Below are 22230 nucleotides of genomic sequence, written 5' to 3'. Positions count from 1 at the left end.
GGATTTGGCATGAAGAAGATTCTCACCTCGCTGGCGCTGATTGGCCTTGTGGCCGCCGGCACCGGAGCGATCGCGGCCGAAGAGGCACACAACGCGGCCGCGCCGACGCATTTCCCGATCAACGAGCCGAAGGAAATGAGCTGGAGCTTCACCGGCCCGTTCGGCACCTATGACAAGGCGCAGCTGCAGCGCGGCCTGAAGGTCTACAAGGAAGTCTGCTCGGCCTGCCATTCGATGAATTTGGTGGCGTTCCGCACGCTTTCGGACCTTGGCTATTCCGAGGCCCAGATCAAGACGCTGTCGGCCGAATACACGATCCATGACGGTCCCAACGATGCCGGCGACATGTTCGACCGCCCCGGCAAGCCGTCGGACCATTTCCCGGCGCCATTCGCCAACGAGGAAGCCGCCGCTGCCTCCAATGGCGGCGCTGCCCCGCCCGACATGTCGCTGCTGGCCAAGGCGCGCGGCGTCGAGCGCGGCTTTCCGCAATTCGTCTTCGACATCTTCACCCAGTACGATGCCGGCGGCCCCGACTATATCCATTCGCTGCTGACCGGTTACGACCAGACGCCGCCGGCCGGAATGGTCATCCCGGAAGGCACCCACTACAATCCGTACTTCATGTCCGGCGTGTCGCTGAAGATGCCCAAGCCGCTCTCCGACGGCCAGGTGACCTATGACGACGGTTCGCCGCAGACGATCGATCAGTATTCCCGCGACGTGTCGGCTTTCCTGATGTGGGCGGCCGAGCCGCACATGGAAGACCGCAAGAAGACCGGCTTCCGCGTGCTGGTGTTCCTGCTGCTTTTCGGCGCGCTGGTCTATCTCACCAAGCGCAAGGTATGGGAAGGCGTGGCGCACTAAGCCGCGCCGACGGAGCGATCATGCAAGGGCGCCGGAAGGCGCCCTTTTTGCTTGCTGGAGCGGGCATTGCCGGCGACGGAGCAGTCGTTGCCGTCTTGGTCGAACAAGTCCGTTGGCACGGCGCCATGTGATTGGTATGCCACGCAGGATCAGTGGCGAAGGATCGTCAACGACATGGCGTTTGGAATTCGATGATGCGGCTGCGCGACTGTCACAATTTTTCAGACTTCCGCCGCATGGCGCAACGGCGGCTGCCGGGGCCGATCTTCGACTATATCGACGGCGGGGCCGACGATGAGGTCACCTATCGCCGCAACACCAAAAGCTTCGAGACCTGCGACCTGGTTCCCAACGTCCTGCGCGGGGTGAGCGAGATCGACATGTCGGTCACGGTCATGGGCCAGAAGCTGGCGATGCCGGTCTATTGCTCGCCGACCGCCTTGCAGCGGCTGTTCCATCATCAGGGCGAGCGCGCGGTCGCCAGGGCCGCGGCCAAATACGGGACGATGTTCGGCGTCTCCTCGCTTGGCACCGTCAGCCTCGAGGAGGCGCGCAAGATCAGCAGCGGCCCACAGGTCTATCAGTTCTATTTCCACAAGGACCGCGGCCTCAACAGGGCAATGATGCAGCGGGCCAAGGAGGTTGGCGTCGAAGTGATGATGCTGACCGTCGACAGCATTACGGGGGGAAACCGCGAACGGGACAAGCGCACCGGCTTTGCCATTCCCTTCAAGCTCAACCTCGCCGGAATGCTGCAGTTCGCGATCAAGCCGGCCTGGGCGATCAACTATTTCACCCATGAGGGGTTCAAGCTGCCGCAACTGGACGAGCATGTCGACATGGGCGGCGGCACGATGTCGATCAGCCGCTACTTCACCGAGATGCTCGACCCGTCGATGACGTGGGACGACGTCGCCGAGATGGTCAGGCTGTGGTCGGGTCCCTTTTGCCTCAAGGGCATCATGTCGGTGGAGGACGCCAGGCGTGCCGTCGAGATCGGCTGCAGCGGCATCGTGCTGTCGAATCATGGCGGCCGGCAGCTGGATGGCTCGCGGGCGGCTTTCGACCAGCTAGCCGAGATCGTCGATGCGGTCGGCGACCAGATCGACGTCATCATGGATGGTGGCGTGCAGCGCGGCACGCATGTGCTGAAGGCGCTGTCGCTCGGCGCCAAGGCTGTCGGCGTCGGGCGCTACTATCTGTTCCCGCTCGCGGCGGCCGGCCAGCCGGGCGTCGAACGGGCGCTCGAACAGATGCGGGTCGAGATCGAACGCGGCATGAAGCTGATGGGCTGCAGTTCGATCGAACAATTGTCACGCAAGAACCTGCGTTTCCGGTAGCCGGCAGGGAAGGGGCCCGCATGGATGCGGAAGATCGCCACGCCGGCGAGGCCAATCCTTTGCCGGATGCGCTTGTCTCGACGGCCGCATCGCGCTAGCCGTTGTCGGTCGCGAGGGGTTACGACCGACCCTCGCGGCAGCTTGTACCTGTCAGCCGAACCTGGATCATCCGGAGCCGCCCCATGAAACCTTCGCTCGAAGACACGCTGCTTGCCGCGATCCGCACCATTCCCGACTATCCCAGGCCCGGCATCCTGTTTCGCGACATCACCACGCTGCTCGGCAATGCGCGCGCTTTCCGCCGCGCCATCGACGAGCTGGTGCATCCCTATGCCGGCCAGAAGATCGACAAGATCGCCGGTATCGAAGCGCGCGGTTTCATCCTTGGCGGCGCCGTCGCCCATCAGCTTTCGGCCGGTTTCGTGCCGATCCGCAAGAAGGGCAAATTGCCTTTCGAAACGGTGCGCGTCGCCTACAGCCTGGAATACGGGCTGGACGAGATGGAGATGCACAAGGACGGCGTTTCACCGGGCGAGAAGGTGATCCTGGTCGACGATCTGATCGCCACCGGCGGCACGGCGGAGGCCGCGGTCAAGCTGCTGCGCCAGATCGGCGCCGATATCCTTGCCGCCTGTTTCGTCATCGACCTGCCGGATCTCGGCGGCCGCGCCAAGCTGGAAGCGCTCGGCGTGCCGGTGAGGACGCTGATCGGGTTCGAGGGGGTTTGAGACCGGTTTGCCGATGGCAAATTGAAAGGTCCAGTGGACCTGTCGAAGGTCTCGAACGCCCGGAGCTATAGCGAAGGGCAGGCAGGCAACACGGTCACCAGCGCTGGTGCCGCCCTCATCCGCCCTTCGGGCACCCGCAAACGGGGCGAAGCAAGAGACTACTCCACCTTCACCAGCACGGCGCTTTCGAACTCGAGCACCTTGTCGCCGGTCGAATCGAAAGCTTCCGAACGCAGCGCCAGCAGCCGCCAGCCGGGACGTGAGGCGATCGGGCGGTGGGAAAGCGCCGTCCGGGTAAACGTGACGGTTTCGCCAGCATAGACGGGCTTCGGCCATTTGAGGTTCTTGAAGCCGGGCGAGGGGCCGAATTCGGGCATCGGGCCAGGACCGTTCCACTCAGCGCCCTCGGCGTCCATGCGTTTTTCGAGATTGTACCTCATCCAGGTTGCGGCGGTGTGCCAGCCGGAGGCGCACAGGCTGCCAAGCACGCTGTCCCTTGCGGCCTCCTCGTCGACGTGGAAGACCTGAGGGTCGTATTTCCTGGCGAATGCCTTGATCGCCTCGGGCTCGAATTTGTGCGAGCCGAGCGTGACGGTGGTGCCGATGCAGAAGAACTCGTCGATGGTCACGCGATGGCCTCACGGGTCAGGAACATGCAGGTATTCTCGAATTCGAAGACGCTTTCGCCGCGCTGGTTGAACAGTTCGCTGCGCATGGTGACCAGCCCGATCTGCGGCTTGGACCTGGATACGCGCCTGGCAAGCACGGTGGTGTTGCCGGAAAGCGTGTCACCGGCCAGCACCGGCTTCTTCCACTTGACGTAGTCGACGCCAGGCGCGCCTTGCGAGGTCGAGTCCAGCAGGAACGCATCGCACAGCATGCGCATGAACATGGCGCAGGTATGCCAGCCGGAGGCCGCCAGCCCGCCGAGGATGCTGGCCTTGCCGGCTTCCTCGTCGAGATGCATCGGCTGGGCGTCGAACTCCTGCGCGAATTCGATGATTTCGGCGGCGCTCACCAGCTTGGTGCCGAGGTCGAGTGACGTGCCCTCGACGAAATCCTCGTAGGTCCAGGTTTTTGCAGTCATGGTCTGAAATCCGGCTCAGGAACCCGCGATCCCCAGGATGGGGGTTTCCGGATGCAGGCCGGAGGGCATTTGGTCAAGCGATTTCTACTGCGCCAGCCTGTCGGCACCCAACCGCCAACAGCGTGATCAGAGCCAGCCGCGGCGGCGGAAATACCAGAAGGGCAGGATCGCCGACAGCACCATCATGGCAATGGCGAAGGGATAGCCCAGCTCCCACTTCAACTCGGGGATGACATCGAAATTCATGCCATAGATCGAGGCGACCAGCGTCGGCGGCAGGAAGATGACGGCGGCGACCGAGAAGATCTTGATGATGGCGTTCTGCTCGATCGAGATCATGCCGAGCGTGGCGTCGAGCAGGAAGGAAATCTTCTGCGACAGGAAGGTGGCATGGTCGGCAAGCGACAGCACATCGCGCGACAATGTCTTGATGCGCGCCTTGGTGTCCTTGCTCATCTTGGTCCGGGTCGAGGCATGAGCGAAGAAACCGGCGAGGCGCTGCAACGAAATCAGGCTGTCGCGGATCGAGGAGGCGATGTCCTCCTTGCGGCCGATGGCCTTCAAGAGTTCCTGGAAATCGCGGTTGCGCTTGGACACCTTGGTCGAGGTTGCCTGGAAGATGTCACGCGAGATCGCCTCGATGTCGCGGCCGGCGCGTTCGAGGATATCGGCGAGGCGGTCGACGATCGCCTCCAGCAGGCCGATCAGGATGGTGTCGCCGCTGGTGCAGCCAGTCGCCACTTTCTCGGCGCGCTGCGGAAAGGTCTTGAACGCCTTCGGTTCGTGGTAGCGCACGGTGATCAGCCTCGTGCCGGCGAGAACGAAGGTAACCGGCGACATCAGCGGATCGTCGACCTCGGTCTGGGCAGGCAGGGTGGCGGTCATGAAGTAGGCGCCGTCCTCGACATAGAGGCGGCTCGAAATCTCGATCTCCTCCATCTCCTCACGCGTTGGAATGGCCACGCCAAGCCAGCTCTCGATCGACGCTTCCTCTTCCTTGGTCGGGTTGAGAAGATCCGCCCAGACGACGGCGTCGCCGCTTGCCAGGAGATCATCGACGACGCGCAGACGATCATTGTCGACGACGAAGGCCTTGATCATCGTCGGGTCTCCCTTTGGGGACGCTCGTGGTCGTTGCAGGTCGAGTGCGACCGCCCTTAGACCCGGCGCCAGGGGCAGTCAAGCGGTGTGAAACGACGGTCCATCGCGCGCACAGGTGATCCGGCCACTGGCGTCGCTGCCGATCCTTGGCCAGGACCTGGTCGGCCCATCGCCTCCGCGCCAAAGTTGGGATCGATGTCATGGAGTTGGTGGCCCGCATCGCCGCCTGCGCCGTCGGCCTATATGCTGCACGCCACGCAGTTGGGATGGAGCGCAGCAACGGCGCGCTAGCCGATAGTGAAGACTAAGCGCTCAAGCCATTGCTTTTCAAGTAATTCCTAAATCGGCCCGGAATCCGTATCTTTCGAGTTTATATCAATTTTCTTAAAGTTAAAATAAAATCATCTGGCCGTTGTTAGTAGAAATTTATAAATAATAATGTGCGAAAATCATTAGTGACACCGAATATAGCAAAGAGTACACTGGGGTAATCATACGATTTTTTTGATCCTGTTTGGCCGTTTAAGATTGTCGACTCGAAACAGTCGGCAAAACTGGAGGGTTTGCCCAATGGACGAAATCGTACCGGTAATCCTTGGATCTGTATTAGGAGCACTGGTCTGGTGCACCTCGGTTGGCCGGATGCGTTCCGTGCTTGCCATTCTTGCGGTCTTCGCGGCAGGCGCTTTCGCCACTATACTGAGCGGGGAGATCCAGCTCAGTTGGGTCTATTTCCTGATTGATTTCAGCGAAGCGGCGCTTGGCCTCGCAATTGGCATTGCGCTTGTGCATTTCTTCCGGCGAAGCCGGGCAGGGAGCGCTTCAGTACGAAACTAGTTTCCGGACTGCAAATTTAGGATCGTTTTCATCGCGGACGTTTCGTCCGTTGGGAGGAGTGCGCCATGAGCACGGACGAACGACGCCCGGAGGAAGCCGGTTTCATATTCCGGGGCAAGGCAGTGCCGGACAAAGATCGTTCAGGCCGTGATGGAGGTGATGCCGAACGCGGCTCCGCGCCGGAAAAAACAATTAGGATCCATATCGACGAGGTGATGCACAGCACCGCCGAATTACGCGGCCTGCGCGGCCGCGACGCTTTGGTCATTACCGAACACAAGGCGACCTTCGAAGGCGGCGAGGAATTCGTCTTCTTCACCGACGTCGTGTCGCTGGGCGATGATCTCGTCGTTCGCGAACTCGGCCACCGCCGCGCTACGTCGGAAGCGCGTGAGGAGACCGCCGAGATGCTGCGTGCCGCCGCTGAACGACCACTGGCCGAACGCGTGCGCCATGCCGACCTGATCGTGACAGGCGAGGTCACGGCTTCGAGGGTGCTCGAGCGTCCGTCTCCGCCGCGCTCGGAGCATGATCCGGAATGGGGCATCGCGCGCGTAGCCATACGGAGCGTCCACAAGGGGAAAAAACCGAAGGGAGAGGTCGAAGTCCTCTTCGCCAATAGCCATGACATCGCCTGGTACAAATCGCCGAAGCTGCATGAAGGCGAACACGGCATCTTCCTGCTGCACCTGGCTGAGCAAGGGGACGAAGACGACCATCCGCACGACCTGCCCAGGCCCATCCACAAGGCGATCGATCCGCTCGACTTCCTGCCCGCGGACCGCGAGGCCGAGGTGCGGCGCCTGATCGATCAAGAGGGAGGTCGCTGAGATGTCGGACGTCCTCACAATCGTCAACATGATCCCCAACCTGTCGAGCGGGGAGACCAACCAGGACAGCGAACCCAATCTCGCGGTCAATCCCGCCAATCCGCTGGAGATCGCCGGAACCGCTTTCACGCCGAGCCCCAATGCCGGCAGCAAGAACTCCCCCATCTTCTTTTCCAACGATGGCGGCTCCACCTGGAGCCTGAAGGACCTGATCGCCGGTACACCGGTGCGCGACCAGACGCTGCGCTTCGCGACGACGAGCGGCAACCTCTACGCCGGCGTGCTGTGGGGCGGCGGCGGCATCGCGTCGATCAACTTCGACATCTTGCGGACCAACGACTTCTCCGGCGCCACGACGATGTTCAGAATGGCGACGCGCAAGAACGACGACCAGCCCTTCGTACAGGCGGCGACGGTTCCTTCCGGCCCGGGCGCCGGGAAAGACCGCGTCTATGTCGGCAGCAACGACCACGCACCGGCCAACATACCGGCAACGGTCGACCAGTCGCTTGACGCGGCTATCGCCGCGCCCGCGACCAGCACTTTCGTCATCGAAGGCCGTACCGTCGCCCGCGATGGCTTCCAGACGCGGCCGGCCATCCACCTGAACGGCACGGTCTACGCGCTGTTTTACGCCGTTCTGCCCGGCTTCGCGTCCTTCGACGTGGTGGTCGTGCGCGATGACAACTGGGCAAGCGGTGCCACGCCGTACACCGCGCTGACCGATCCGGGCGACCTCAACCAGGGCCTGCGCATCGCCACGGGCGTCAACAACCCGTTTCTGAGCCTCAACATTGGCCAGCAGCGTATCGGCGGCGATCTTTCGATCGCGGTCGACCCCAACAACAGCGCGGTTGTCTATGCCTGCTGGGGTGACCAGACGGGTGGCACCTATACGCTGTATGTACGCAAGTCCACCGATTCCGGGGCAACCTGGTCTGGCAACCTGCGCAGCATCGCCAATGCGACCAATCCGGCGCTGGCCATCAACGAGGCGGGCCGGCTCGGCTTCGTCTACCAGCAGGTCACCGGCTTGGCGCCCAGCCAGCGCTGGGAAACGATGCTGGAACTGACGACCAATGATTTCGGGTCGATCAGCACCTACACGCTGGCCACCACGCCGGCCAGTACGCCGGCGGCGAGTTTCCAGCCCTATATCGGCGACTATCTCTACATGATGGCGGTCGGACGCTCGTTCTATGGCATCTTCAGCGCCAACAACACGCCCGACAACGCCAACTTCCCCAACGGCGTCAAATTCCAGCGCAACGCCAATTTTACCACCAAGACGCTGCTGGGCACGGACAACGTCACCCCGGTGGCGGTATCCATCGACCCGTTCTTCTTCAAAGTCGCGCCCGGAACCGGCAGGGTCGTCACCGGCATCGCCGACAAGGCCAATTTCGGCCATGTCTGCCTCGGCTCGTTTGCGGACGAGGAACTGACCATCGACAATGGCGGCACGGCAATGCTGTCGATCACCAACATTGTCTCCTCGTCGCCGGACTTCGTCACGCCGAGCGTACTATCCTATCCGATCAAGCTCGGTGTCGGCGACGCCATCGATCTGCCGATCCGGTTCGAGCCGACCAGCCTCGGCCTCAAGGCGGCGACTATCACCGTGTTCAGCGACGATCCGGCCGGGCCGCACAAGGTCCACGTATCGGGCCTGGCGCAAGGGCCGAAGCTCAACCTCCTGATCGCCGACGCCGGCAATTTCGGCAAGGTCTGCGTCGGGTCGTTCCGCGACGAGCCGCTTATCCTCAACAATGGCAGCCATTGCGGATTGACGGTCACCGGAGCGGCATCGTCCTCGCCGGACTTCCTGGTTCCCGAGGCGTTGTTCTACCCGCTGCTGATCGGGGCCGGCGCATCGCTGCCACTGCCGATACGCTTCGCGCCGAAGAGCTTTGGCGCCAAGGGGGCGACGATTACCGTCACCAGCACCGATCCCGGCAGCCCACACGACATCGTGGTCAAGGGCGAAGCGCCGAGCGGCAAGCTCGCCGTTACCGGGTCGCTCTGCTTCGGCGGGGTCAAGGCCTGCTGCCGGGCTGAGCGGGTAATCTCGATCTGCAATGTCGGCGAATGCACCCTGCACGTGACGAGCGTCGCCTTCAAGCGCAAGAGCCATCACTGGAAGCTGGTCCACAACCCGTTCCCGGCGACGCTGCATGCTGGTTCGTGCTTGGCGCTCACCGTCTGCTACAAGGCAAACGAGAAGTGCCCGCGCGCCTGCGAACTGATCATCACCAGTGACGACCCGAGGATGCCGGTCAAGACGCTGGACGTGATGGCCTATACGATCTGGGAGGAATGTGGCTGCAAGCGCGAAGGTCACGAGCACCACAAATGCGGTTGCGAAAAATGCTGCGACGATTGCTGCGACGACGACGATGGTGACGAGGAGGACGACGAATAGGTAGAGCGCATCGCGCGTTACATCGAGGACAATCGCCGCGTCGGACCGTGCGCGGCAGAATCGTCGCGCGCTGGGGATTTGTCAGCCAGGCAGATCAGGTGTTGAACTTGAACAGCATGATGTCGCCGTCCTGGACGACATATTCCTTGCCTTCGTCGCGTGCCTTGCCGGCTTCCTTGGCCGCCACTTCGCCGCCCAGCGTGATGAAGTCGTTGTAGGCGATGGTCTGGGCGCGGATGAAGCCGCGCTCGAAATCGGTGTGGATGACGCCGGCCGCCTGCGGTGCCTTGTCGCCCTTGTGCACGGTCCAGGCGCGCGTCTCCTTCGGCCCGACGGTGAAATAGGTGATGAGGTGCAATAGCTCGTAGCCGGCACGGATCACCTTGTTGAGGCCGGGCTCGTCGAGACCGAGCGAGGACAGGAATTCCATCTCTTCCTCGTCGGAGAGTTGGGCGACTTCGGCCTCGATCGCAGCCGAGATGACGACGGTGCGAGCGCCTTGTGCCGCGGCCATCTTTTCCACCGCCCTGGTGTGCTCGTTGCCGGTGGCGGCATCGGCCTCGGAGACGTTGCAGACGTAGAGCACGGGATGCGAGGTCAAAAGGTTGAGCCCCTGCAGGATGCGCAGGTCTTCCGCCGATATGCCGTTGAGCAGGACGCGGGTCGGCTTGCCGGCTTGCAGCAGTTCGAGCGCTGCCTCCATCATCGGCAGCACGGTCATCGCTTCCTTGTCCTTGCTGCCGGCGCGCTTGCGGAATTGCACGATGCGGCGCTCGAGGCTGTCGAGGTCGGCGAGCATCAGCTCGGTCTCGACGGTCTCGGCATCGGCGACGGGGTCGATGCGGCCCTCGACATGGGTGATGTCGTCATCCTCGAAGCAGCGCAGCACATGCACGATGGCGTCAACCTCGCGGATGTTGGCGAGGAACTGGTTGCCCAGCCCTTCGCCCTTCGAGGCGCCGCGCACCAGGCCGGCGATGTCGACGAAGGAGATGCGGGTCGGGATGATCTCCTTCGACTTGCCGATGGCGGCGATCTTCTGCAGGCGCGGGTCGGGCACTGCCACCTCGCCGGTGTTCGGTTCGATGGTGCAGAACGGATAGTTGGCGGCCTGCGCCGCCGCCGTCCTGGTCAACGCGTTGAAAAGCGTCGACTTGCCGACGTTGGGCAAGCCAACGATGCCGCATTTGAAACCCATTTTGTCCGGTCCTATCGGGAAATCGAAATTTGATCAGGGCTATGGGCGATCGGGGTGACGAACGTCAAGCCCTAGCTGTGTTCAGCGGGTTCGCCATGCCGGCTCGCCACACGACGTATCGGCCCTGTCACGCGCTTGGCTTCGCTCAATCCTTGCCGAACAGCTTCTTCAGCATGGCGGCCATCGGGCCGGATTCCGGCAGTTTGGCGGGCACTTGCTGCGGGCGCGCCTGGCGGATGTGGCTCTGGGCTTTCGGGCTTTGGGCCTTCGGCCCCTTGGGCGGCGGGCGGTCGTCGTCGCCGGTCGGCACGAGCTTGTCGCGCAAAGCTAGCGTCACCCGGTTCATGAAGGAATTGTCGTCGCCCTTGGCCAGCAATCCGGCATCGTCGGCTATCGTGTCGAGCAGCACGTCCAGCCATTCGCGGTCGGCCTTGGCGAAGTCGCCGAGCACATGGCCATGGACCATCTCCTTGACGCCGGGATGGCCGACGCCGATGCGTACACGGCGATAATCCTTGCCGACGTGCTGGTCGAGCGAGCGGATGCCGTTGTGGCCACCGGAGCCGCCACCGACCTTGACCCGAACCTTGCCTGCGGCAAGATCGATCTCGTCATAGAAAACGGTGAGCGCTGAAGGGCCGAGCTTGTAGAAGCGCAGCGCTTCGCCGACCGACTGGCCGGACAGGTTCATGAAGGTCTGCGGCTTGATCAGGACGATCTTTTCACCGCCAAGCGTGCCTTCGCAAATCAGCCCCTGGAATTTCTTCGACCAGGGCGAAAAGGAATGGCGGCGGGCGATAGCGTCCGCCGCCATGAAACCGACATTGTGGCGGGTGTCAGCGTATTTCGCGCCCGGATTGCCGAGGCCTGCAAAGACAAGCATCGTCTGCTCCGGGCGGGAAAGAGTTACTTCTCTTCGGCGGCAGGCGCCGCCTCAGGTGCAGCCTCGACCGTCTCTTCCGTCTCCGGCTTCATCGCCGACGAACCGGCAACGGTCGCGATGGTGAAGTCGCGGTCGGAGATCACCGGCTTGACACCGGCCGGCAGCTTGACCGCCGAGATGTGGATCGAGTCGCCGATGTCGGCGCCGGTGAGATCGACGGTAATGAACTCCGGGATCGCATTGGCCGGGCAGTGGAACTCGACTTCGTGACGCACGATGTTGAGCACGCCGCCGCGCTTGATGCCGGGCGACTTGTCCTCATTGATGAAGTGGACAGGCACGTCGACATTGACTTCGGTGTCCTTGCCGATGCGCAGGAAGTCGACATGGACAGGGAAATCCTTGACCGGGTCGAGCTGGAAGTCCTTCGGCAGGACCTGGATCTTCTTGCCGTCGACATCGATCGTGGCGACCGTGGTCAGGAACCCGCCGCCATGGATCTTGTAGTAGATGTCCTTGTAGGTGAGGGCGATCGCCAGGGGAGGCTGCTTGTCACCATAAATTACTGCAGGCACTTTACCGTTGCGGCGAACTGCACGGGCGGACCCCTTACCGACCTGTTCACGCGCTTCGGCCTTGAGCTCGTAAGTATCGTGGCTCATGGCATTTCCTTTCGGTTTGTTCTGGAGCGTTCGCGGAGGGCAACGTGCCTGGACCGTAAACGTCGAAAGCCGCCGGGTGAGGCGGCCTTCCGCCGCGTTGCCTCCAAGGGTGTCTACGCGGGTGGCGGCTCTATAGCGGAAGGCGGCTGGCGGCGCAAGCCGGAGGCAGGCAAGGGCAATGTTGCGCCTTGAATTTTCTGTCTTTGCGCCGTGAGCGGACATTTCCATGTCGTCTCCGAAGCTCCGCTCGGGCTTCGTCCAGGCCATTTCCGGCGGCTTTGTGAGCTCGATCCACCGGTTAGATGTTCTCGCGTGTATACACCTCAAAAGGCAAGATCGTCGTGAAATTGCCGGTCTCGTTCGGGGCGGCGACGGCGCGGACCATGCCGGCCAGTGCTTCCTGGGCGATGCGGGCGAGCGGGTGCGAAATGACAAAGGTCAGCGTGCCGTCGAGCAGCGCCGGGCGGGTCGACTCCATCAGCTCATAGCCGACGACGACAATGCTACCGGCGCGACCGGTGGAGCGTAGGGCCGCGATGGCGCCGGTGATGCCGCCACCGGCGACATAAAGACCGGACAGATCCGGATTTTCGTTCAACAGCTTTTCGGTCATCTCCTGCGCGATGGCACTCGATTCGAAGGTCAACAGCGGCTCCAGCAGCGTGAATTCAGGCGCATGCTCGCGAAAATAGGAGCGAAAGCCGCTTTCGTTCATCTCCTGGCAGCGATAGCGGTGATTGCCGACAAGGATGCCGAGCTTGCCGGGCGCGCGGCAGACATGCTCGAAAACCCAGGCTGCGGTGCGCCCGACCTTCCAGTTGTCCAGTCCGATATAGCGCACATTTCCCGTCGCCGAGATCTGCGAGATCAGCGCAAACACCGGCACGTTGCGGGCATGCAATGCATCCACCGCCTGGGTGACGAGGGGATGCACCGCGGCGACGACGCCGACGGCATCGCATTCGTCGCCCAAGGCCAGCATCCGCGAGGCGACATTCTGCGGCGACAGATCGTCCAGAAACTCCGTGCGCAGCTCTATCTCGCAGTCGGGCATCGTTTCGGTTGCCAGTCGCAGGGCCTCGGCCATGTTGCGGTAGAAGGCACGGCCGGGCTGGTGCAGCAGGAAGCCGAAGCGGTAGCGCGGCCGCGCGGCCGCCACGCGGCTGCGTAGCGCGCCCATGCCATAGAAGCCGATCTGCTCCGCCGCCAGCCTGACGCGCTCGCGCGTGCCCTGGCGGACGGCGCCCGAGCCGCTCAGCACCCGGTTGACGGTGGCCACCGAAACATTCGCCTCGGCGGCTACATCCTTGATCGTTGGCCGCTTGCCTTGATCCATTTTATCTCATCAGCCTGTAGCAATTGATACAAAGATATCATTCGTCCTGCAAGGTTGATACGAATGACACAATCAATTTGGAACAAACATTCTATTCTTGATTCATTTTGGATCAAGATGTTTATCTCCTGGAACGCAAGCAAGGCGGAAGCACCGCCAGCCAGGGATAACAGCAGCACAGCGCAGACAAGGTTCTCGCCCACCGCCCTCAGGCGGTGTGAGGCAGCGTGCGCGTGCGGCCATCCCAAGGCATGGCGGGTGGAGGAATTGCATGGACGATCTCAAATACGGCGTGCGCGACAAGCGCGGCGACTGGAAGCCGAACGGACGCATCGAGGGGGCGCCGTTGTGGAACTGGCCACCGAAACTGCCGAAGATCCTGGCGTGGCTGCCCGGCTATATCTGGCCGTGGAATGCCTTCCACATGGCCACGGCGCTGATCTACTGGTTCTATGTCGTCCCCAGCGGCGAGACGATGAAGACGATCAACTGGGGCTGGGCGCTGTGGCTCTACGCCGTCAACGCCGCCGCGATCCTCGTCTTCTACGGCATCTTCGAGCTGCGCTATTACATCAGGCGCACCCAGGCGACGCGGTTCAAATACAACCACAAGTTCCCCGCCGATGCGCCCTCCGACGTGTTCTGGTTCCAGAGCCAGAACATCGACAACTTCCTGCGCTCGTTCTTCATATCCATCCCGCTGTGGACGGTGGTCGAGGTCGTCTTCCTCTGGTGCTTTGCCAATGGCTACGTGCCGTGGATCGGCTGGCAAGACCACCCGGTCTATCTTGCGGCGCTGGTGCTGATCGCGCCGGCCATCCACGAGGTGCATTTCTTCTTCATCCATCGCCTGATCCACTGGGGACCGCTCTATCGCTGGATCCACTCGGTCCACCACAATTCGATCAACCCGTCGCCCTGGTCGTCGCTGTCGATGCATCCGGTGGAAGGGTTCCTTTATCACGCGGTCGCCTTCTGGCACCTCGTCATCCCGTCCAACCCGATCGTTGCGCTGTTCCAACTGCATGTCGCCGGCTTCGGTGCCGTCAATGGCCATCTCGGCTTCGACAAGCTCGAGGTGAGCGAGGACACCGCCGTCGATAGCCACGCCTACACGCACTACCTCCATCACAAATTTTTCGAGGTGAACTATGGCGGTGACGGGCTGATCCCGCTCGATCGATGGTTCGGCACCTGGCACGACGGCACCAAGCAAGGCGACGCCATGATGGACGCCCGCTTCCAGAGAAAGAAGGAACGTATGAACGCCAAGGCCGCAGCGAACCATTGATCGCGTGATGCGACGCGCAACGGGAGAGGTGGGCGTCCGCAGATAAATTCACTTTTTCTAAACCCGTCTGATGACGGCAACTGGGAGGAGACGACATGAAGCGTACAAGGAAACTCTTGACGGCGATGATGACGGCGGCCGTGGTGGCGACAGGCGCCACAGGAGCGATGGCCGATGGGGCGAAGATCTTCGTCATCGGCGGCAAGGCGGACGACCCGTTCTGGTCGAAGGTCAAGAAGGGCGCCGACGATGCCGGCAAGGTCGCCGAACTGACCGGCGGCTCGGTGACCTGGCTCGGCCCGCAGAACTACGACAATCTTGGCCCGGACGCTGCCAAGCTGATCCGCACCGCGCTCAGCCAGAAGCCGAGCGCCGTTGTCGGCCCCGACTGGGTGCCCGAGGCCATGGACGACGCCTTCAAGGAAGTCGTTGCCGCAGGCGTGCCGCTCATCATCTACAATTCCGGCGGCATGGACGCGGCCAAGCGGCTCGGCGCCATGAATTATGTCGGCAATGAAGAGTACGCGGCTGGTCTAGGCGGGGGCGCCTATTACGGCAGCCATGGCGCCAAGAACGTGCTGTGCGTCAACACACTGCCGGGCGCGACCAACACCGAAGACCGCTGCAAGGGCATTGCCGACGCCATCGCCAAGACCGGCGGCAAATCCAGCCAGCTGCCGCTGCCTTCCTCCAGCTTCGGCAACCCGACCGCGGTCGCCGAGGCGATCAAGGCCGCCGTGCTGAAGGACAACACCCTCGACGGTGTCATCACCATCAGTGCCGGCGACGCCAACAGCGCAGCCAACGCCATCAGTCAGGCCAATGTCGGCGACAAGGTCAAGCTTGCTTCGTTCGACATGGATGAGACGGGCCTGCAGCGCATCAAGGACGGGACGCAGATGTTCTCGATCGACCAGCAGCCTTACCTGCAGGGCTATCTAGCTGTGTCGCTGCTGAACGGCTTCGTCAATTACGGGCTCGACCTGCCGACGAAACCGGTACTGACCGGACCGGGGATCGTCGACGCCGCCAATGTCGATGCGACGCTGGCTGGTGCGGCGGCCGGCGCCCGATAACACTGCCTCGCCTTCTCCCCTTGTGGGAGAAGGTGGATCGGCGCGTAGCGCCGAGATGGTTGTGGGGTGTTGGAAGAAGCTCCAACGCCTCACTCCGCCTAGCCCCCTCATCCGTCGCCTTTGGCGACACCTTCTCCCAAGGGGGAGCCATGTTCAAGCCAGGGACATTTCGATGACATCCCAAGCCCATCACCAACACGCCACGGCAGCCACCGCGCCGCCAGCCTCGCATTCTTCGATGCCCTCGATCGGCAGCCTGGTGCGCCGGCCCGAGGTGGGCTCGCTGATCGGCATGATCGCCGTTCTGGTCTTCTTCTCGATCTTCGGCGGCGCCAATTTCATGTCGGCCGGCGGGTCCGCGAGCTGGCTCAACGTCGCCTCGGAACTCGGCATCATCGCACTCCCGGTTGGGCTGTTGATGATCGCCGGACATCTCGATCTCTCCGTCGGCTCGATGGTCCCCGCCAGTTCGATGACCATTGCCATCATCTCGGGTCACTACGGCCTGCCGATCGTTGTCGGCATCCTCGCCGCGCTTGGCCTTGGGCTCGTAGTCGGCTTCATCAACGGCGTGCTGGTGATCCGTACCAAAGTGCCGTCCTTCGTCGTGACGCTCGCCACGCTGTTCGCATTGGCCGGCCTGACACTCGGCCTCTCGGTCATCCTGTCCGGCAGCACCAGCGTCGCGCTGAAGAGCGGGCCGACCGCCAAGCTTTTGTTTGGCGACTATCTCGGCGGCAAGTTCCAGGTGACGCTATTCTGGTGGATCGCGGCCATCCTCATCGTCGGCTTCATCCTGAATTTCTCGCGTTTCGGCAACTGGATCCTGGCCATGGGCGGCGACGCGGTGAGCGCCCGCAATGCCGGCATCCCGACCGACCGGGTGACCATCGCGCTGTTCATGAGCAGCGGGTTGTGCGCCTCCTTTGTCGGCATGTCACAGGCGATCCTCTACAACAGCGCCCAGGTGGCCGCCGGGCAGTCGTTCATCTTCAACTCGATCATCGCGGTGGTCATCGGCGGCGTGCTGCTCACCGGCGGGTATGGCTCAGTGGTCGGCATCGTGCTCGGCACGCTGACCTTCTCAATCGTGAACCAGGGCATCTTCTACACCGGCTTCGACGCTAACTGGGCGAGCCTGATCATCGGCGTCCTGCTGCTGGCGGCGGTGCTGATGAACAACACCTTCCGCACCATGGCGCTGACCTATTCGCCGCGCACCAAACCGAGGGCACGCCGATGACGACGCCCCTGCTCAGACTGACTGGGATCAACAAGTCGTTCGGTCCGATCGACGTCCTCCACGACATATCGCTCGAGGTCAACAGGGGCGAGGTGCTGTGCCTGCTCGGCGACAATGGTGCCGGCAAGTCGACGCTGATCAAGATCCTCTCCGGTGTCCACAAACCGACGTCGGGCACGATGGAAATGGACGGCAAGTCAGTCGCCTTCGACAGCCCCCGCGACGCCAGCGACCATGGCATCGCCACCGTCCACCAGTTCGGCGGGACATTCCCGCTGATGAGCATCGGCCGCTCCTTCTTCGTCGGCGCCGAGCCGACGCGGCGCTGGGGACCGCTGACCATCTACGACCGCAAGCGGGCCAATGAGATCGCCGTCACCGAGATGCGCCAGCTCGGCATCACCCGCATCGACGATGGCGATCGCCTTGTCGGCGGGCTGTCCGGTGGCGAACGCCAGGCGCTGGCGATCGCGCGCGCCGTGCATTTCGGCGCCAGCGTGCTGATCCTCGACGAGCCGACCGCGGCCCTTGGCGTCAAGGAGGCAGCGCACGTGCTGCGCATTGTCCTGCAGGCACGCCGCAAGGGCATCGCGGTGATCTTCATCACCCACAATGTCGTCCATGCGCTGACCGTTGGCGACCACTTCGCCGTCCTCATCAGAGGCTCCAAGGCCGCCGACTTCCGCAAGGGCGAGAAAAGCCGCGAGGCGATCACCGACCTGATGGCGGGCGGCGAGCAGATGGCCGAGCTTGAAGCCGAGATTGAGAGCTTCAGCGCAACGCAGTGAAGACGCCCATCTCCTCCTCCCGGGCATCTTCCTGTGCGGCCGGCGGAATGCGTGGTTCCGCCGGCCGCCTTTTCAACCAACCAAAGACAGGCTTGCAGGAACCAGCAATGGCAAAGTGGATTGATGCGTGCGCGACCGACGACATCGACGAAGAGGACGTCATCCGCTTCGATCACGAGGGCCGGACATTTGCCATCTACCGCAGCCCCGAGGATGCGTTCTTCTGCACCGACGGGCTGTGCACGCATGAGAAGGTGCATCTGAGCGAAGGTCTGGTTATGGAATACAAGATCGAATGCCCGAAGCACAGCGGCGTGTTCGACTACCGGACCGGCGAAGCGTTGCGCGCACCGGTCTGCGTGAACCTTAAAACCTACACCACGAAGGTCGAGGACGGCCGCGTGTACATCGAGGTCTGACATGTCCGATACCTTCACCCTTGCGGCTTGCGCTGAGATGCTGTGGCGCGACCGGCCGATGGAATGGCGCGTGCGGCGCCTCACCGAAATGGGCTTCCAGGTCGGCTTGTGGAACTGGCCCGAACATGATCTCGCCATGCTCGAGAAATCCGGCGCGACGTTCTCGATCATGAACGGCTATCTGCGCGGCAGGCTTGCCGATGACGAGGGCGCCGCCGAACTCTTGAGGACAGCGAAGGAGACGGCGGCGGTCGGCAAGCGCCTCGGCGTCGCACGGCTCAACCTGCACGGCACCGGGCTGGGCGAAGGCGGCCTGCCGGTCACACCTTGCGAGACCGTCACCGGCGCGATGTGGCTCAAGGCGCGTGACACGCTGAACCGCATCGCGGACCTCGCCGAGGCGGAAGATGTCACATTCACGCTGGAGAACCTGAATCTTCCGGTCGACCATCCCGGCGTGCCGTTTGGGCGCGCGCAGGATACGCTTGCGCTGGTGTCGAGTGTCAATCGGCCGGGCCTGCGCCTCAATCTCGACCTCTACCATGCGCAGATCGGCGAAGGGAACCTGATCGAACTCTGCCGCGCCTGCCTGCCGTGGATCGGCGAGGTGCAGGTGGCCGACGTGCCCGGACGCATGGAGCCCGGTAGCGGCGAGATCAATTACAAAGGCATCGCCCGTGCGCTGAAGGACATGGGCTATCGCGGGCCGGTGGGCATGGAGGCGTTCGCCTCCGGCGACCCCGAGGCGGCCTTGCTAGCCTTCCGCGAAGCTTTCACCGTCTGAGGAACGAAATGGTCACCAAGAGCATCCGTCCCACCGTCGCCGACATCCGCGCCATGAAGGGCCGCGGACAAAAGATCTCCATGCTCTACGTCACCTCGCTCGAGGAGGCGGCGGCAGCGGACGCGGCCGGCGTCGACATGCTTTCGATCGAGGGCCGCTTCTTTTCGCCCGAGATGCGCGAGGCGGCCGGCCGCTGCTTCGTGCAGGTCGGGCTGCCTTACGGCCCCGCCGGCAACCTGGTCACGTCGGAGGATTATCTGAAAACCGCCTATCACTTCATGCGCATCGGCGGCGACTGCTTCTACTGCGCCGCCTCGCTCGATATCCAGAAGACGCTCTGCGACAACGCGGTGCCTGTTGTCGCCCATGTCGGCCTGATCCCTTCGCAATGCACCTGGACCGGCGGCTTCAAGGCAGTCGGCAGAACGGCCGAGAGCGCGCGTGCGGTGTGGGATCACGTCAAGCGCCTGGAGGCCATTGGCTGCTTCGGCGCCGAGCTGGAGGTGGTGCCCGACCGGATTGCCGAATTGATCACGAGGAATACGCCCATGATCATGCTTGGCATGGGCGCCGGGCCACATGCCGACGCACAGTATCTTTTCAGCGAGGACGTGCTTGGCCACACCGCCGGCCACAAGCCGCGCCATGCCAAGACCTACCGCAACTTCGCCGCCGAGTATGATCGGCTGCAGCGCGAGCGTGTCGCCGCCTATCGCGAGTTCATCTCGGACGTACAAACGGGCGCCTATCCCGAGCCTCAGCACGTGGTTCCCATCACCGACGAGGAATTTTCGACCTTCAGGACGGCCCTCGGCCTCTGAGCACGCCGATCATGGCGGCCGCAGGATCGGATCTTCCGGGGATAGCGGCTTGCGTCTTGCAAAAAGCGGATGCGGCCGCCACACCGGATCGGACGATTGCCGTCCATCGGACGTTTCTCGACGAGGCGAAATCGGCACGCCGGACCGGCTATTGATTGCCGCTCAGCGCATTGCGCAGCGCCTGGATCTGCCGGTTCAGGGCATCGAGCTGTGCCAGCGTCATGCCCGAGCGTTCGATCAAGGTCTCGTTCAGGCAGTTGCACTGGACGAGCAGCGCGCGGCCGGCGGCGGTCAGATCGACCTGCACCTGGCGCTCGTCGATCTGGCTGCGCTGCCGGGTCACCAGTCCAGCCTGCTCCATTCGCTTCACCAGCGGCGTGACGGTGCTCGATTCCAGGGCAAGCCTGTGCGCGATGGTGCCAACCGACATGCCATCGGCTTCTCCCAGCGCATTGAGCACCAGATACTGCGGATAGGTGATGCCCATCTCGTCCAGCATCGGCTTGTAGGTGCGATTGATCGCCATGCTCGTGGCGTAGAGCGTGAAACAGAGCTGATTGTCCAACGGGAGAGGCACGACGCATTCCTTCTTGCCGACATCGGCACAAACTCCATACCACGAAAAATGATATCGCGATACATAATTCCATGGACAAGGGCTGCAAGCTGCGCTAGCCATATTGCTATCGCGATATTGATTATCGCGACAATCAATTATAGGAGATTGAGATGACCTCACAATCCAAGCCCGGCTCCGGCAGCGGCACGATCACCACCAAGGACGGGACTGAAATCTACTACAAGGACTGGGGAACCGGTCAGCCGATCGTCTTCCATCACGGCTGGCCATTGAGCAGTGACGACTGGGACGCGCAGATGCTGTTCTTCCTGGCACAAGGCTATCGCGTCATTGCCCATGACCGGCGCGGCCATGGCCGCTCCACGCAGACGGATATCGGCAATGAGATGGACACTTACGCCGCCGATGTTGCAGCTCTGGCGGCGCATCTGGACCTCAAGGACGCCATCCATGTCGGCCATTCGACCGGTGGCGGCGAAGTGGCGCGCTATGTCGCCCAGTACGGCTCGGGGGGCCGTGTCGCCAAGGCGGTGCTGATCGGCGCGGTGCCGCCAATCATGCTCAAGACCCCAGCCAATCCCGGCGGTCTGCCGATCGAGGTCTTCGACGGCTTCCGCTCCGGCGTCGCGGCCAACCGCGCCCAGCTTTACCGGGATGTCCCGGCCGGCCCGTTCTATGGCTTCAATCGTCCGGGCGCGGCAGTGTCGGAAGGCGTCATCGACAATTGGTGGCGTCAGGGGATGATGGGCGGCACCAAGGCGCACTATGATTGCATCAAGGCCTTCTCGGAAACCGACTTCACCGAGGACCTGAAGACAATCGACGTGCCGGTGCTGGTGATGCACGGCGACGACGACCAGATCGTCCCGATAGCCGACTCGGCGCTGCTGACGATCAAGCTGCTCAAGAAGGGCGAGCTCAAGATCTACAAGGGCTTCCCGCATGGCATGGCCACGACCCATGCCGACATCATCAACGCCGACCTTTTGGCCTTCTTCAAGGCCTAGAATCGTCCACTTGGCAAGAACGAGAGCACCCGCAATCAGGCGGGTGTTTTCGTGTCAGGGTTTCAGGCTATGCTCAGGCCGCCGTCGATCAGCATTTCCGCACCGACCATGAACGGGCATTCGTCCGAGGCCAGAAACACCACTGCGTTGGCAATTTCCTCGGCGGTTCCGAACCGGCCGGCAGGTACCAGGCCGACCACCGCTTTCGCGCGGGCCTTCGCCGCTTCGGGGTCCAGCCCTAGTTTGTCGTTGAGCGGCGTGTCGATCGGACCTGGGCTGATCACATTGGCGCGAATGCCGCGCCCTATCAGTTCGCCCGAGAGTGTTCGCGCCAGCGAAATCATACCGGCCTTGGCCAGCGCATAGACGTGCGTTCCGGCCATTCCCATATGCGCGTTGACCGAGCCGCTGAGGATGATCGACGACGGATTCGAAAACAGCGGAACAAGCGCCTTGACCAGGAAGTACGGCCCCTTGAGGTCGACATCGATGCTCCTGTCGAACGCCGCCTCCGTCCAGTCGCCAAGCGGACGCAGATCGACGATGCCGGCGTTGAGGAAGAGAGCGTCGAGCTTGCCGAAGGTCTCCCCAATCTGCCGTGCGATGTCGTTCTGGGCTGCTGCATCTCCGGCGTCGGCGGCTATGATGAGCACATCTCCGCCCAAGATAGTGCGCGCTTCCTCGAGACGGCCGGCATTGGTGCCGGTGATAGCGACGCGCGCGCCTTCCTCGATGAAACGTCGCGCTGTCACCAGACCGATGCCGCTGGTGCCGCCCGTAATCAATGCGACCTTGCCTGTAAGTCTGGACATAAGAATTGCCCTTTCTCGATTCGGAGCGCTGCGCATGGATCAACGCTGGGCCCGGTATCTTAGTTTAACTTGAAGGCATTCGCTGACCCAAGCCCTGCCGTCAGTGATGAGGATGTCC

23 protein-coding genes are annotated in these 22230 nt (G+C 62.7%); 14 read left to right on the top strand and 9 right to left on the bottom strand.

Annotation, left to right across the window (positions count from 1 at the left end):
• Window positions 1-9: 9 nt before the first annotated feature.
• The 3 genes from NR193_RS23365 (at window position 10) to NR193_RS23355 (ending at window position 2935) form a co-directional block, all read left to right on the top strand.
• On the top strand, window positions 10-867 hold the full coding sequence (locus NR193_RS23365; RefSeq protein ID WP_256753115.1) for a cytochrome c1: 858 nt from the start codon (window positions 10-12) through the stop codon (window positions 865-867).
• Between the two features lie 194 nt (window positions 868-1061).
• A complete protein-coding gene (locus NR193_RS23360) occupies window positions 1062-2207 on the top strand; it encodes an alpha-hydroxy acid oxidase (RefSeq protein ID WP_256753114.1) in 1146 nt (381 codons plus the stop codon).
• Between the two features lie 182 nt (window positions 2208-2389).
• Entirely contained in the window at window positions 2390-2935 is a 546-nt protein-coding gene (locus tag NR193_RS23355) for an adenine phosphoribosyltransferase (protein WP_256753113.1), read from the top strand.
• A 158-nt stretch (window positions 2936-3093) separates the two neighbouring features.
• Here the strand turns inward: NR193_RS23355 and NR193_RS23350 are convergent, their stop codons facing one another.
• The 3 genes from NR193_RS23350 to corA all read right to left on the bottom strand — a co-directional run bounded on the left by NR193_RS23350 (window position 3094) and on the right by corA (window position 5123).
• Window positions 3094-3564 (bottom strand): MaoC family dehydratase, encoded by a 471-nt coding sequence (locus tag NR193_RS23350; RefSeq protein ID WP_256753112.1) that lies wholly within the window; start codon window positions 3562-3564, stop codon window positions 3094-3096.
• Entirely contained in the window at window positions 3561-4022 is a 462-nt protein-coding gene (locus NR193_RS23345; RefSeq protein ID WP_256753111.1) for a MaoC family dehydratase, read from the bottom strand. Before NR193_RS23345 ends, NR193_RS23350 begins: the two co-directional genes overlap by 4 nt.
• Before the next feature lie 126 nt (window positions 4023-4148).
• On the bottom strand, window positions 4149-5123 hold the full coding sequence (corA, locus tag NR193_RS23340; protein ID WP_256753110.1) for a magnesium/cobalt transporter CorA: 975 nt from the start codon (window positions 5121-5123) through the stop codon (window positions 4149-4151).
• 570 nt (window positions 5124-5693) lie between these two features.
• Here corA and NR193_RS23335 point away from each other — a divergent pair.
• The 3 genes from NR193_RS23335 to NR193_RS23325 all read left to right on the top strand — a co-directional run bounded on the left by NR193_RS23335 (window position 5694) and on the right by NR193_RS23325 (window position 9212).
• Complete coding sequence (locus NR193_RS23335) at window positions 5694-5960, top strand: hypothetical protein (protein WP_256753109.1); 267 nt, start codon at window positions 5694-5696, stop codon at window positions 5958-5960.
• Between the two features lie 65 nt (window positions 5961-6025).
• Window positions 6026-6790 (top strand): hypothetical protein, encoded by a 765-nt coding sequence (locus NR193_RS23330; RefSeq protein WP_256753108.1) that lies wholly within the window; start codon window positions 6026-6028, stop codon window positions 6788-6790.
• 1 nt (window position 6791) lies between these two features.
• Window positions 6792-9212, top strand: a complete 2421-nt coding sequence (locus NR193_RS23325; RefSeq protein WP_256753107.1) for a choice-of-anchor D domain-containing protein — start codon at window positions 6792-6794, stop codon at window positions 9210-9212.
• Window positions 9213-9306: 94 nt separating this feature from the next.
• Here the strand turns inward: NR193_RS23325 and ychF are convergent, their stop codons facing one another.
• The 4 genes from ychF to NR193_RS23305 all read right to left on the bottom strand — a co-directional run bounded on the left by ychF (window position 9307) and on the right by NR193_RS23305 (window position 13291).
• Window positions 9307-10410 (bottom strand): redox-regulated ATPase YchF, encoded by a 1104-nt coding sequence (gene ychF, locus NR193_RS23320; RefSeq protein ID WP_091579114.1) that lies wholly within the window; start codon window positions 10408-10410, stop codon window positions 9307-9309.
• Window positions 10411-10555: 145 nt separating this feature from the next.
• Window positions 10556-11293 carry an aminoacyl-tRNA hydrolase gene (pth, locus tag NR193_RS23315; RefSeq protein ID WP_256753106.1) on the bottom strand — a complete coding sequence of 246 codons (738 nt, stop codon included), beginning with the start codon at window positions 11291-11293 and terminating at the stop codon, window positions 10556-10558.
• 23 nt (window positions 11294-11316) lie between these two features.
• Entirely contained in the window at window positions 11317-11955 is a 639-nt protein-coding gene (locus tag NR193_RS23310; RefSeq protein WP_256753105.1) for a 50S ribosomal protein L25/general stress protein Ctc, read from the bottom strand.
• A 298-nt stretch (window positions 11956-12253) separates the two neighbouring features.
• Window positions 12254-13291 carry a LacI family DNA-binding transcriptional regulator gene (locus NR193_RS23305; RefSeq protein WP_256753104.1) on the bottom strand — a complete coding sequence of 346 codons (1038 nt, stop codon included), beginning with the start codon at window positions 13289-13291 and terminating at the stop codon, window positions 12254-12256.
• Window positions 13292-13562: 271 nt separating this feature from the next.
• Here NR193_RS23305 and NR193_RS23300 point away from each other — a divergent pair, with 271 nt between their 5' ends.
• The 7 genes from NR193_RS23300 (at window position 13563) to NR193_RS23270 (ending at window position 19713) form a co-directional block, all read left to right on the top strand.
• Entirely contained in the window at window positions 13563-14582 is a 1020-nt protein-coding gene (locus tag NR193_RS23300) for a sterol desaturase family protein (protein ID WP_256753103.1), read from the top strand.
• Between the two features lie 95 nt (window positions 14583-14677).
• Entirely contained in the window at window positions 14678-15658 is a 981-nt protein-coding gene (locus NR193_RS23295; protein ID WP_256753102.1) for a sugar ABC transporter substrate-binding protein, read from the top strand.
• A gap of 238 nt (window positions 15659-15896) precedes the next feature.
• Window positions 15897-16901, top strand: coding sequence for an ABC transporter permease (locus tag NR193_RS23290; RefSeq protein WP_256753210.1), 1005 nt, complete (start codon window positions 15897-15899; stop codon window positions 16899-16901).
• Complete coding sequence (locus NR193_RS23285; protein WP_256753101.1) at window positions 16898-17689, top strand: ATP-binding cassette domain-containing protein; 792 nt, start codon at window positions 16898-16900, stop codon at window positions 17687-17689. The genes NR193_RS23290 and NR193_RS23285 overlap by 4 nt, the downstream gene beginning before the upstream one ends.
• Before the next feature lie 107 nt (window positions 17690-17796).
• A complete protein-coding gene (locus NR193_RS23280) occupies window positions 17797-18108 on the top strand; it encodes a MocE family 2Fe-2S type ferredoxin (RefSeq protein WP_256753100.1) in 312 nt (103 codons plus the stop codon).
• 1 nt (window position 18109) lies between these two features.
• Complete coding sequence (locus NR193_RS23275; protein ID WP_256753099.1) at window positions 18110-18892, top strand: hydroxypyruvate isomerase family protein; 783 nt, start codon at window positions 18110-18112, stop codon at window positions 18890-18892.
• A gap of 8 nt (window positions 18893-18900) precedes the next feature.
• Window positions 18901-19713, top strand: a complete 813-nt coding sequence (locus NR193_RS23270; protein ID WP_256753098.1) for a 3-methyl-2-oxobutanoate hydroxymethyltransferase — start codon at window positions 18901-18903, stop codon at window positions 19711-19713.
• A 148-nt stretch (window positions 19714-19861) separates the two neighbouring features.
• Here NR193_RS23270 and NR193_RS23265 read toward each other — a convergent pair whose 3' ends face one another.
• Window positions 19862-20290: a MarR family winged helix-turn-helix transcriptional regulator gene (locus NR193_RS23265; RefSeq protein WP_091579119.1), complete on the bottom strand. Its 429-nt coding sequence runs from the start codon at window positions 20288-20290 to the stop codon at window positions 19862-19864.
• Between the two features lie 152 nt (window positions 20291-20442).
• On the opposite strand from NR193_RS23265, the gene NR193_RS23260 reads away from it, so the two are divergent.
• Entirely contained in the window at window positions 20443-21300 is an 858-nt protein-coding gene (locus tag NR193_RS23260) for an alpha/beta fold hydrolase (RefSeq protein ID WP_256753097.1), read from the top strand.
• A gap of 62 nt (window positions 21301-21362) precedes the next feature.
• Here the strand turns inward: NR193_RS23260 and NR193_RS23255 are convergent, their stop codons facing one another.
• Window positions 21363-22112 (bottom strand): SDR family oxidoreductase, encoded by a 750-nt coding sequence (locus tag NR193_RS23255; RefSeq protein WP_256753096.1) that lies wholly within the window; start codon window positions 22110-22112, stop codon window positions 21363-21365.
• Between the last annotated feature and the right edge of the window lie 118 nt (window positions 22113-22230).

Origin of the sequence: Mesorhizobium sp. Mes31, from assembly GCF_024519675.1 — a bacterium.
Taxonomy (GTDB): domain Bacteria; phylum Pseudomonadota; class Alphaproteobacteria; order Rhizobiales; family Rhizobiaceae; genus Mesorhizobium.
Note: the sequence above shows the minus strand (reverse complement) of the source record. Positions and strands in the feature narration are given on the sequence as shown.